The sequence below is a fragment of the Lacihabitans sp. CS3-21 genome (assembly GCF_024343675.1).
GTDB lineage: Bacteria > Bacteroidota > Bacteroidia > Cytophagales > Spirosomataceae > Leadbetterella.
The window spans coordinates 1-12,443 of the sequence record NZ_RJUD01000113.1; the positions used below are offsets into that span (position 1 = coordinate 1).

Annotated in this window: 8 protein-coding genes; all 8 read right to left on the reverse strand. The window is 38.9% G+C overall.

Annotation, left to right across the window (positions count from 1 at the left end; all coding sequences use genetic code 11):
- The coding region (locus EGI24_RS19975; protein WP_255048950.1) for a hypothetical protein at positions 1 to 650 on the reverse strand (650 nt) is incomplete at its 3' end.
- Between the two features lie 162 nt (positions 651 to 812).
- Positions 813 to 1,367, reverse strand: a complete 555-nt coding sequence (locus EGI24_RS19980; RefSeq protein WP_255050383.1) for a hypothetical protein — start codon at positions 1,365 to 1,367, stop codon at positions 813 to 815.
- Positions 1,368 to 1,562: 195 nt separating this feature from the next.
- Positions 1,563 to 2,963: a dihydrolipoyl dehydrogenase gene (gene lpdA / locus EGI24_RS19985; protein WP_255050384.1), complete on the reverse strand. Its 1,401-nt coding sequence runs from the start codon at positions 2,961 to 2,963 to the stop codon at positions 1,563 to 1,565.
- A 308-nt stretch (positions 2,964 to 3,271) separates the two neighbouring features.
- A complete protein-coding gene (gene odhB / locus EGI24_RS19990) occupies positions 3,272 to 4,807 on the reverse strand; it encodes a 2-oxoglutarate dehydrogenase complex dihydrolipoyllysine-residue succinyltransferase (protein ID WP_255050385.1) in 1,536 nt (511 codons plus the stop codon).
- Between the two features lie 2 nt (positions 4,808 to 4,809).
- A complete protein-coding gene (locus tag EGI24_RS19995; RefSeq protein ID WP_255050386.1) occupies positions 4,810 to 7,584 on the reverse strand; it encodes a 2-oxoglutarate dehydrogenase E1 component in 2,775 nt (924 codons plus the stop codon).
- A 252-nt stretch (positions 7,585 to 7,836) separates the two neighbouring features.
- Entirely contained in the window at positions 7,837 to 8,730 is an 894-nt protein-coding gene (locus EGI24_RS20000; RefSeq protein WP_255050387.1) for a type IX secretion system membrane protein PorP/SprF, read from the reverse strand.
- 72 nt (positions 8,731 to 8,802) lie between these two features.
- Entirely contained in the window at positions 8,803 to 11,319 is a 2,517-nt protein-coding gene (locus EGI24_RS20005; RefSeq protein WP_255050388.1) for an OmpA family protein, read from the reverse strand.
- 32 nt (positions 11,320 to 11,351) lie between these two features.
- Positions 11,352 to 12,353, reverse strand: a complete 1,002-nt coding sequence (locus tag EGI24_RS20010; protein WP_255050389.1) for a type IX secretion system membrane protein PorP/SprF — start codon at positions 12,351 to 12,353, stop codon at positions 11,352 to 11,354.
- Positions 12,354 to 12,443 lie beyond the last annotated feature (90 nt).

Consider the following 12,443-nt stretch of genomic DNA (forward strand, 5'->3'; position numbering starts at 1 on the left):
ATCCAACTGAAGTTGAGGCTCTGCGGCTGGGTAGGCCCCAGCTGGGCATTGTTTGTGGGTTGGTTGAGCAAGGGTGGGTAATTGAGTGCCAGGTTCATTCTGAAACTGGCCGTGTTGGATACCTGCCTGTCGCGGTACAGCTCAAAGGCTCGTACTTCCCACTCGTAAGGTCCTGGCGGCAAGCCTACTCCAGTAAACAAGTCGGCCAGCTCTATGCCTTGTGTTTCGAGGTTGGCAGGGCTAAAATTGTCGCTCAGCTCGAGGCCAGAAAGCGTCTGGGGCCGTCCCGGGCTAAGCGTAATGGGTTGGGCCGTAAAAAAATCTCCAGGATTTTCAATGACAAGGCCCGGCCCTTTGAGGCGTATCTGTAGCACCACATCGAGGGTGGGTTTGGTGTTGTCTCTCAACAACAACGTCACCTTAAAACGCTGTGGACTATTCTGGTAGTCGTAGAAACGGTTGGCATAAGGTGGAATAATGCTTATGCGGCAGTCTACAGGGTATTGTTGTGCGGTAGCGGTAAGGCTGGTGAAGAAAAGGGAAAAGCATAGCCGAATCATCGAACTGCTCCAGACCATTCTCCTTTGAAAGGACGGAATTTTTAGAATTTCTTTTTTAAGAAAATCAAAAAGTGGTTTTAGCATTTTCATTTTTTAGTGGGTAAAGTGGTGGTGAAAACTGCTGAAATCTGCGAACGGCTGTAGATCAGGCCATTTCAAGTGTGTTCCAATTGTGTTACTCATATGCTTTATATAGTTGGTGTTCGAATTCTAAATTGTGTATTTCTTTATCTGTAAGGTATTTTCCGTGATTTAGCCTGTCAGTAAAAATAGTTTTGGGGAGTGAAATCGTGAAGTATCCAATAACTTTTCACAGAGTTTTGTTGGTTCAACTATCACCCAAATTAAAACTGCTAATTTTTCTAATTTTCTTTTCAAAGGATGCTTAATCCAAATCAACCTATACAGTGAACTTTTCGAATTGTTAATTTTGTCTCCAATGAAAATGCTCCCTACTTCAATTTCGCAGGTATTGTTGGTAGAAAAGACAGACTGATTGAATTTGATGATAATTTCACTTATTCTTTTGGTTAGCGTTGCGGGTGAAATATATGGCAATCTAGAAGCACCCATTAGGTATGCCCCTTTCCCGATAGTTTTCGGGATTAATGGAACTAAATTTAGGTTATTCTCTTGCTTATAAGCTTTATATGAATAGAATTCTACTTTTATGGAGTTCCATTTCTTGAAAAAATAGGATTGCTTAAGCCTAAAAAATTTACCATATTTCATCATGTAGATTTCCCATTTATGGTAAATTCTGTCTTCACCAATAGAATTGGAACTTAACCATGCTAATGTTGTCATGGTGATTCATTTAAGGATTTTGATTGAATCTCATTAAGACGCAACACCTTTCAAAAAATCACATTTTTTTACAAAAAAATAGGTATTTGTTGTAGGATTGGGGTTAGCAACTCTTTTGATATACTATCTAAAAACCTCCAAAACCAAAAAATCCAGCCAAAGCTGGATTTTCCGAATATAAAAAATTAAATAAGTTTACGAATGAATCGCCCTATTCTCGGTAGCTGCCAAACATGCTTCTTTCATGGCTTCTAGGTAGGTCGGGTGAGCGTGAGAAATTCTGGAGATATCTTCTGCTGAGGCTCTGAACTCCATGGCCGTAACGGCTTCGCCAATCATGTCGGCCGCTCTTGCTCCTATCATGTGAACACCCAAGATTTCGTCTGTATTTTTATCGGCCAAAACTTTTACTAAACCGTCCACATCTCCGCTGGCAGTGGCTCTGCCCAAGGCTTTGAAGGGGAACGAACCTGCTTTATATGCAACGCCAGCTTGTTTCAATTCTTCCTCAGTTTTACCCACCGCCGCTACTTCTGGCCAAGTGTACACCACGCCAGGAATAAGATTATAGTTTACATGAGGCTTTTGTCCAGCAATGGTTTCGGCTACAAATACACCTTCTTCCTCCGCTTTATGGGCCAACATGGCCCCTCTAATGACATCTCCAATTGCGTAAATGTTTGGAACATTCGTTTGTAAGGTATGATCGTCCACCAATACCTTGCCCCTGTCTGTTGCCACACCTACGGCTTCTAAGTTTAGGTTATCGATGTAAGGTCTTCTGCCAATACTTACCAAACAATAATCTCCTAAAATCTCAACTTTTTTGCCGTCTTTGTCTTCAGCCGTAATTTTAACCTCTTTGCCCAGATTTTCAATCAAACTCACTTTGGTATTGAAATAAAAATCTGCTCCAAGTTTCTTGATAGATTTCTGCAATTCCTTGCCCATGGTTTTGTCCATAGTAGGTATCATGCCATCTGCAAACTCCACAAAAGTTACTTTTGAACCCAATCTAGCATAAACCGAACCCAACTCAGCACCAATTACACCTGCACCAATTACCACCAAATGCTTAGGCAGTTCATGTAGTTTCAAGGCTTCGGTAGAAGTGATGATTCTGGTTTTGTCATAATTCATGAAAGGCAAAATGGTAGGCTTAGAACCTGTAGCAATGATGATGTTTTTGCCAGTAATTTGTTCTTCAGAACCATCTTCTTTGGCAATTTTTATGGTGTTTTTGTCCACAAAAGAACCAAAACCATTTTTTACATCAATCTTATTTTTTTTCATCAAATAAGTGATACCATCGTTCATTTTCTTCACCACGCCGCCTTTTCTTTCAATCATTTTCGAAAGATCGGCCTTAACTTTGCCTGTAGTGATACCGTGTTCTTCAAAGTGATTTACAGCATTGTAATAATGCTCCGAAGAGTCAAGCAGGGCTTTGGAAGGAATACAGCCTACGTTGAGACAGGTTCCGCCCATGGCGTTATATTTTTCAATAATGGCAGTTTTGAATCCCAACTGCGAGCATCTAATGGCAGCCACATATCCTCCTGGGCCTGATCCGATTACTACTACGTCGTATTGCATATTATAATATTTTTTTAGTCCTTGTTGAATACAATTTATATTCTTTGTGTCGGCTGCCGCCTGGGCCTTCATTTTTTTTCAAAAAAAAACGAAGCAAAAAAAACTGCACCGCGGCGGCGGACCGTCCAGCAAACTCACACACTCAAAATTCTGTAATCATTTAAGTTAAATTTAAAAATTCTCCTAAGTAGAATTTTGATTGTGTTCAAACAATGCTGGCTGTTATAAGGAACAATTTGAATAAATTTAAACTATTATAACTTAATATATTCACGAAAAAGGCATCACGAAGATGCCTATTCATTATTTTACACCTGAAGAAGCATTCTCATTGGATCTTCTAGCAATTGTTTTACTCTTACCAAAAATCCTACAGAATCTTTGCCGTCAATCGTACGGTGGTCATAAGATAGAGCCACATACATGATTGGTCTGATTTCAACCGAACCATTGATTGCTACTGGACGCTCAACGATGTTGTGCATACCCAATATTGCCGATTGCGGAGCATTGATAATGGGCGTAGAAAGCATAGAACCAAATATTCCACCATTGGTAATGGTAAAAGTTCCTCCAGTCATTTCGTCTACTGTCAACTTATTGTCTCTGGCTTTCAAGGCCAATCTCATAACATCACTCTCTATTTGAGCAAAAGACATTTTTTCAGCATTTCGTATAACAGGCACTACCAAACCTCTTGGGGCAGAAACCGCTATAGAAATATCTGTAAATTCATTGAAAACTATTTCTTCACCATCTATGAAGGCATTTACAGCAGGAAATTCTAACAAGGCGATTGAACAAGCCTTTGTAAAGAATGACATAAAGCCAAGTCCCACCCCGTGCGTATCTTTGAATTTATCTTTGTATTGTTTTCTGAGATCCATGATTGGCTTCATATCCACTTCGTTGAAAGTAGTCAGCATAGCCGTTTCGTTTTTCACCGCTACCAATCTTCTGGCGATGGTTTTGCGAAGCGAACTCATTTTCTCTCTTCTGGTGCCTCTTTCCGCTTTCGGAGCACTCTCCGCCACTTCTGCTTTTGCTACTGGAGCTAGTGCAGCTGCCACTGGAGCTGGTGTTGCTTTTAAGGCATCGTCTTTGGTAATTCTACCTCCAACTCCCGAACCTTGTACTTGCTCAGCTGATAGTCCTTTTTCAGACATTACTTTGGCGGCCGCTGGTGACGGATGCCCTTCTGCATAAGTTCCTCCAACTGGGGCCACTGCCGCAGGAGTATTACTTGCATTGGCCGCTGGTGCAGGAGCAGGCGTCGACACGGATCCTCCAAGGCTAACAGCTGCCAAAACACCTCCAATCGGAACTACGCTTCCTTCCTCTGCTTTTATCGTTAGCACCCCTGCAAAAGGTGATGGTAGTTCGAAAGTAGCTTTGTCTGATTCTAACTCACATATAATCTCATCCAAACCTACGGTGTCACCTGTCTTTTTCAACCAACTTGCAATAGTCACCTCTGTGATAGACTCGCCAACCGTTGGTACTTTTATATCCAAGGTTTCGGTTTTTTGTTCAAACACAGGCAAAACAGTTTCTGCAACCACCGGAGCTGCCTCTAAGGGAGTTGGCTCTGGCGTTGTAACACCTGCACTTTGTGGCTCAATGGAGCAAATTGCCGCACCTATTTGGAGAGTTTCTCCTTCTTTACCTATAATTCTGAGGATTCCGTCTGCTTCGGCTGGGAGTTCGAAAGTCGCCTTGTCTGACTCTAACTCGCAAATCACCTCATCCATTTTCACAAAATCACCATCTTTTTTTACCCAAGCAGCGATTGTAACTTCTGTTACGGATTCGCCCACTGAAGGCACTTTCATGTCAATAGCCATAATTAATTCAATTGGAATGCTTTTTCTAAAATTTTACTTTGAATATCATTGTGATTTTTAGTGTATCCAGTAGCTGGAGAAGCACTTAGTTTTCTAGAAATCACGTCGTCTATACCACCAGGGAATTCTCTGATAATAAATGACCAATATCCCATATTTAATGGTTCTTCTTGAACCCACACTTTTTCTGCGTTTGGATATTTGGCAAGCTCATTCTCGATTTGTGTTTTCGGGAATGGATACAGCTGCTCTACTCTCACTATCGCAATATCTTCTCTGTTTTCGTCAAGTTTTCTTTTTTGTAAATCATAGAAAACCTTTCCACTACACAGCAACACTCTTCTTACTTTATTAGGTTCCTTGGTATCGTCAGGAATAACTTCTTTGAAACTTGTGTTTTCAAGAAACTCACTCATTTCAGATATGGCCATTGGGTGTCTCAACATTGACTTAGGAGACATGTGAACACATGGCTTACGGAAAGGAAGCGAAACTTGCCTCCTCAACATGTGGAAAAAGTTGGCTGGAGAAGTACAATTACAAACATAAATATTGTATTCGGCAGCTAACTGAAGGAATCTTTCAGGACGGGCATTTGAGTGTTCTGGACCTTGACCTTCATAGCCATGAGGCAGAAGCAAAACCAGACCGTTCATCGAATTCCATTTAGATTCGGCAGCAACCAAAAATTGATCTATCATGATTTGAGCTCCATTGGCAAAGTCACCAAACTGGGCTTCCCAGATAACCAAGGCACTCGGATTTGCTAGAGCATAGCCATACTCAAAACCCATAACAGCATATTCAGACAAGAACGAATTGTAAATTTCGAATTTACCTTGATCAGGACTGATGTTGGCTAGGTTGTTATACTTTCTATAGGTTTTTATATCATGTAGAATCGCATGTCTGTGCGAAAAAGTACCTCTTTGCACATCCTGACCGGTCATACGCACCCAGTTGCCTTGCTGTAACAAGGACCCAAAAGCCATTAATTCTGCGGCTGCCCAGTTGAATGGCTTTTTACCTGCAAAAATATCCTTACGCTCTTCTAATACTTTCTCAATTTGTTTGATTGGTGTAAAGCCCTCAGGTACTGTGGAAAGGACATTACCAACTTGTTCCAATAATTCTTTGGAGATACCAGTTTTTGGCGAAGCTTCAAAGTCCTCAACTGTTGACCTTCTCAATTTCGCCCAATCTCTCTCAAGCTTGGGTAGCTGATAAGGCAATTGGTTTTGTTTTACTTTAGATAGGATATCTTGAAGATTATCGTCGAATTGAGCTTTTATCTTCTTAGCATCCTCTTCGTTTATGGTTCCGTCGGCTTTTAGCTTGTCAATGTATATCTCTCTTGGCGTTTGATGCTTGCTGATAAGTTCATACATTCCTGGCTGCGTAAAACGGGGTTCGTCAGCTTCGTTGTGGCCATGCTTACGATAACAAATCATGTCCACAAAAACATCCTTGTTGAACTCTTTTCTGAACTCCAAAGCCAATTCCATGGCATAAACAACCGCTTCTGGGTCATCCCCATTTACGTGGAAAATAGGTGTGTCCAACATTTTAGCTACATCTGAACAATATAGCGTGGAACGAGCATCTGCATTATCAGTTGTGAAACCAATTTGGTTATTGATAATGAAATGTATGGCTCCACCTACATAATAACCCGGCAAATTAGACATTTGAGCTATTTCATACACAATGCCTTGACCTGCCAGGGATGCATCTCCGTGAATAATAATAGGGAGGATTTTGTCATAAATATCTGCAAACTCATTTGGCTTAAGGCCCTGACTTTCAAAGTGAGCATCTGCTCTTGCTCTCGCATATCCTAGAACAACAGGGTCAACGGTTTCTAAATGTGATGGATTGGCCATGAGCTTCATAGAAACTCTTTTTCCACCAGGCGTTTCAATTTGGCTTGAATAACCCATGTGGTATTTAACATCACCGTCACTGAACTCTAAAGTCGGGACATTTTCTTCAAACTCATTAAAAACCTGATCATAAGGCTTCTGCATGATGTTTGTTAATACGTTCAAACGTCCACGGTGAGCCATTCCAATGACCACTTCCTCTACGCCGAGTTCGGCTCCTTTTAGGATGGCGGCATCCAAACCAGCAATAGCAGACTCACCACCTTCTAAAGAAAATCTCTTTTTTCCTAAAAACTTGGTATGAAGAAAGTTTTCGAAGGCAACGGCTTGATTTATTTTTTTTAGAATTCTCTTTTTCTGATCAAAAGATGGGTTGTATGTCAAATACTCCTTTTCTATTTTTGTTCTGAACCAATTCTTTATTTTACTGTCTCTAATAAATAGATATTCAAAACCTATTTTACCACCATAAATGGTTCTTAGCGAAGTTTCAATTTCTCTTAATGTAGCTGGTCTTCCAAAAACCTCCACGCCTGCTTCAAAAACAGTATCTAAATCTTTTTCAGACAAATGGAAAAATGACAAATCTAGATTAGCATTGTATTTTCTGACAGAATAGAGTGGGTCAATTTTGGACATCATGTGACCGCGAGATCTGTATCCACGAATCAAGTGAACGACTTCACGTTCCTTAAAAATCCTTTCTTTCTCTGAGTCAGTAGATCCAACACTTGCTGATGGTTGTCCATTTGTTCCCCATGCCTTTGAAAACTCAAATCCTTTAAAGAAATTCTGCCAGCTTACGTCAACAGATTCGGGATTTTGAAGATATTGTTGGTAAAGCGATTCTATTGCAGCCACATCGCCATTAGCTATATATGAAAACTGATCCATTATTATTTAGTGTACTCTTAAAGCGTTGTTTAATTAGAAAAAAACCTGTGATTTCGTAATAGTTAAACGATAATAAAAATATTTTTATGCGAACTAAATATTTTTATTTTTAATAAGCAAAAATTTGTGTTTTTTTTATAAAAAATGTCTTAATTATTTCAATTTATTGAACTTTTTAAAGAAAAAACCCAAAAATCAGGGCTTTTTTTTGAATTTTTATTTAGATATGTAGCTAAATGTAAAATTAATCATTTAAAACTTACCAAAAAACCAGCTATCTCCCCCTGTATCATCATTATTATATTTGAGCATAAACTGAAAAACACCGCCTAGAGCCAAATTTGGAGCATTGGGAGAATCCATCCTAGTTGGATTGGAATCATACGAAAGAGCGAATGACATAGTTCTTGTGACTTTATACTCTACGAAAGGAATTAGTGTTGGCTTCGATGAGCCATTTACATAAAGCCTATTGGCTCTGTATGATAATCCCAAACCTAATCGACTATTAAAAGTACCTTTGAGGTTCAAATCATAACTCTCTCGTTTGGTTTGAAAATCGTGGTAATACAAAACATTGGCATTCAAACCTATGATGGATTCTGTATCATAAATGTATCCTATGTTTACAAAAAGCGGCTTCTGTTCGCCTATTTTTCTAGAAGAAATAAGCATAGGGTTTGATACGCCTAAAAAAGCACCTTTATAACTCCCCAATACCCCTAGTCCACTGTGGGGCAAAACTCTTTGTGACAAATTAGCAGCTAACAAATTGGGCTGAATAAATATACCTCCGTTGGCTCCAAATTTGAGTTTAAGTTCGCCTAATTCGATGCCTTTGGCATAACTAAAGCCTAAACCTGTACTGATAATGTTGCCTGAATTGTTTCTATATCCTTGAAAAGCCAAACCACTTTTATTGTATAACTGACCGTCTAAAACGAGAATTTGGTTCACCTCATTTAGTCGTATGGATCCATTAAATTGATTACCCAATATACCTTTAAGTGTAAAAGGACTATTTTCGCCTGCCAAAGCTGGGTTGATAGCTAGGTAGTTTAGGTGGTATTGATTTACAATTCCTATTTGAGGAAATGCAAGTTTCGCAAAAAAGAAAAAGAAAAATAGTAAATGAGATCTTTTCATTGTGTTGTTTATTTTTCAAAAAAAATGACCGTTTATTGCTAAACGGTCAATTTATTAAATCTCGTATTTATATCAATCCATTTGAAGGATTTTAATTTCAGTTCTTCTATTTCTTTGGTGTTCTGCTTCAGAACATTGAACTCCGTCAGCACAATTGTTTACCAACATCGTCTCGCCATAACCTTTATACTCAACTCTAGAACGACTTATTCCTCTTTTGAATAAATAATCAGCTGAAGCTTTTGCTCTTCCTTCTGATAGCTTCTGATTAAAATCTGATGGGCTTCTACTATCGGTATGCGAACCCAACTCGATTTGCATTTTTGGATATTCACGCATTAACTTCACCAATTTATCCAATTCAATCCTTGCATCAGAACGGATGTTACATTTTCCGTAGTCAAAGTAAATATTGTCTATTTCTACTACATCGCCTTTGGTAAACATAAATATGTCTGAACTCACGTTTTCGTTTGTTTTACAATTCAGCTTTTTCAAAGTTTTAGATTTAGACGCCATGCTTTCTTTTTTACCTTCAATGGTGTAATCACAACCTTCAACAGCAGTAAATTGGAAATTACCGTTTTTATCAGATAATGCGGTTACTGTAGAACCGTCACAACCATTTTTCAATGTTACCAAAACGCCCTCTATCGTTTTTTTACTTGATTGTAAAGATACCTTACCTTTGATTATACAAGTTTTGGTACCTTTTTCACCATTTGGTAAACTTCCATTCGGGTTTTTACTATTGATCCCAGTCGGGTCTGCATCGGAGGTTAGATTTGTATCAGGCTTAATAGAGGTCACATTTTCTGTAGAATCTACAAGCTTTGGCCTTTCTAAAGGAATCTCCAATCTGGATGGTTCGTTGTCACACTCGTCGGTTGAATAACTAACTGTATTGTTGCTGTAACCTTCACGCTTGGTCTTGAAACCATAATCGTGTTCCACTGCTATGTTGTCAATTGCAATCAACCCTTCCGAATTGGTTACCAATTCTATGTTGTTACCACCTTCATCGGTGTAGTTAATGGTGGCATTGTCAAGAGGCATTTTTGTATCCGCATCATAAACTGCAATTAACAATTCACATCCTTCTTTGATTTCACATTCTCTGTCAAACTTGTAAATATCGTCATCATTTCCTCCTCTCTTGCGGTTGGAGCTAAAATATCCACTTTGTCTAAGTCCGTCAGTTATGATACCAAAGTCATCTTTGCTTGAATTTATTGGAGCACCCAAGTTGATAACTCTTCCTTTTTGGGTAACACCATCTAACTGTGTAAAGAATATATCCAATTCACCTAAACCAGGGAGACCTTCTGATGAGAAATAGAGATTACCTTTCTCGTCAACATAAGGAAACATCTCATTTCCTTTTGTGTTTATATTGGCCCCTAAGTTTACAGGAGCTGACCAGTTAACCCCATCGTAACGGGTTACATAAATATCTGTACCTCCAAAACCACCTGGCATGTCAGAGGCAAAAAATAATAATTTTTCATCAGGTGAAAGTGCAGGGTGACCCGTTGAGTATTCGTTAGAATTGAAAGGAAGTTCAGCAATATTGCCCCAACTATCTTTTTTGGCTTCACCCATGTAAAGTTTCAACTTAATGATTCCGTCAGAACTTTTCTTGGCTACCCCGCTAGATGAGGTATTATTTCTAGTAAAAATAACTTTAGAGCCATCTTTAAAAAATGCAGCTGGACCCTCATGATATTTTGAGTTTATAGAACCTCCCATTCTGTCACTTTCAGTTATAGGTTTGTCGGCGTATCCGTATCCTTGAGAGATATTTTTACCGCCATAGCTACCAATGGTACGGGAATCGTTGGCGGTAGGCATGGTATATTCATCAGAACCTACGCTACCTGTAGCAGCTGCTTTGGCTTTTTTTGAATTGGTACCCCCACCTCCTAAACCTGCCTCAGTAGCAGAAAGGTAAGCTATATCCTCCAGATGATATAAATCTAGGAATGGCGTATTGTTCCAAGTAAATACTCTTCTTACACCAGAGGTATTTCTTCTATTTGAAACGAAGATTAATCCATTTTGATAGTTTGTTGGGCTAAAATCGGCCGCATTTGTATTGATTGACAAATAATCTACCTTATAACAAGCCGCATTTTTTGATAAAACACTCACATCGTTATAGAGCTTAGAAAAACCTTTAGCTCTTGTATCGTTGTCCACGATAGAAAGATACTTTTGGTACTGCTCTTGAGATTCCTTGTATTTAGCATTACTTGCCAATGCTTGTGCATAGTCCATTAAGATTTTTGCTTTGTCACCCGTAAAGTCAGTTGAAGAACCAACTAAGTCATGTAGAACTCTTTCGGCATTTACAGCATCTTTTACTTTAAGGTAACTCTCGGCAAGGTTTCTCATGGCTGAGAATTTTTCACCCTCGGAAATACCTTTTTTCTTTAGAGCTTGCTCATAGGCATCAATGGCTTTAATATAACTCAGGTTTTCAAAATGGTGATCCCCGGTTTTTATGAGTGCATTTTGACCAATGGCCATATAGGACATCAGCACAGCACATGCCAATAGCGTAATTTTTCTTTTAATCCTGACAAACATAATTTTATTATTTTATATAGAGGGCTTCCTTATTAGAAATACCTTGGAGTGAGAATTTTAGATTTTCCGTAACCAAACTCATATCTTAGCAACCATTCGTGCGTAGGGGTACCAGTCAATTTGTTATATAACGGCGAATTTCCAGCATCTTTAGAATTCAACCTATTGTTGTTATAGTCATAGGCATAACCGAGTCGCAGTTGTGGAGTAAGCTGTAGTTCAAACATACCTACAATTGCATCTATGTTGTCTTGGCCTGAAAGAACAGTCTGAGATTTTCTTCCTGAAATACCAAAAGAAATTTTGTCTTTGTACCAGAAATTAATATTTCCATCTATACCTAGCGGCGAACCAGCAGCATATCTTAACATGGTAGAAGGCTTGATTTTAAAATTCCCTTTACCAACTACAAACCCCATCATAGCAAAATAATGCCTTTTGATTTTTCCGATACTATTTGCTATATCTGGAGTAATCCTTTGCTCTATGATTTGCGGTACGGAGAAACCAAAATAGGATTTATCATTACTTACAAATAATCCCAATCCGGCATTAAACATGAAACGACTCCTATCATCCTCAAAAATATAGTCAGTAACACCTATCGGAACCTGCGACAATGCCAAGCTGACATTGGTAACCGTAGGTTGAAGTCCAAGTGACATAGTAGTCTTGGCTCCTACTTTAAACCTGTATGCATACGCAAGATTTAAACCTGTATTATTAGCAACTCCCAAGGCATCATTGTAAGCTACCAAGCCAATACCCATTTTCTCGTTTTTAATGGGCATATCCAAAGAGAATGAATGCGTGGTTGGAGAGCCAGGAATGTTCCTTTCAAGCCATTGGTATCGGCCAAGGGCAGTGAGACTTAGGACATCCCTACTACCAGCATAAGCAGGATTTATGGCCAAGGTGTTGAACATGTATTGTGAATACATGACTTCCTGTTGAGCATAAATTTTTGTGGATACTATAAGGCATAACATGGCAATTATTATAGCCCTATTCCTTACAAAGTGTAAATGTTTCATTGTCTGATTATTTATAATTTTTTTCCTGATTTTTGTTTTCTTTTAATGCAACCCAAAGAGATTGACACTCAACAGATTAGCAAAAATATA

Excerpts from the sequence above, each read along its gene's own strand:
- EGI24_RS19980 (WP_255050383.1), bottom strand. The coding sequence starts at position 1,367 with ATGACAACATTAGCATGGTTAAGTTCCAATTCTATTGGTGAAGACAGA.
- lpdA (WP_255050384.1), bottom strand. The coding sequence starts at position 2,963 with ATGCAATACGACGTAGTAGTAATCGGATCAGGCCCAGGAGGATATGTG.
- odhB (WP_255050385.1), bottom strand. The coding sequence starts at position 4,807 with ATGGCTATTGACATGAAAGTGCCTTCAGTGGGCGAATCCGTAACAGAA.
- EGI24_RS20000 (WP_255050387.1), bottom strand. The coding sequence starts at position 8,730 with ATGAAAAGATCTCATTTACTATTTTTCTTTTTCTTTTTTGCGAAACTT.
- EGI24_RS20005 (WP_255050388.1), bottom strand. The coding sequence starts at position 11,319 with ATGTTTGTCAGGATTAAAAGAAAAATTACGCTATTGGCATGTGCTGTG.
- EGI24_RS19995 (WP_255050386.1), bottom strand. The coding sequence starts at position 7,584 with ATGGATCAGTTTTCATATATAGCTAATGGCGATGTGGCTGCAATAGAA.
- EGI24_RS20010 (WP_255050389.1), bottom strand. The coding sequence starts at position 12,353 with ATGAAACATTTACACTTTGTAAGGAATAGGGCTATAATAATTGCCATG.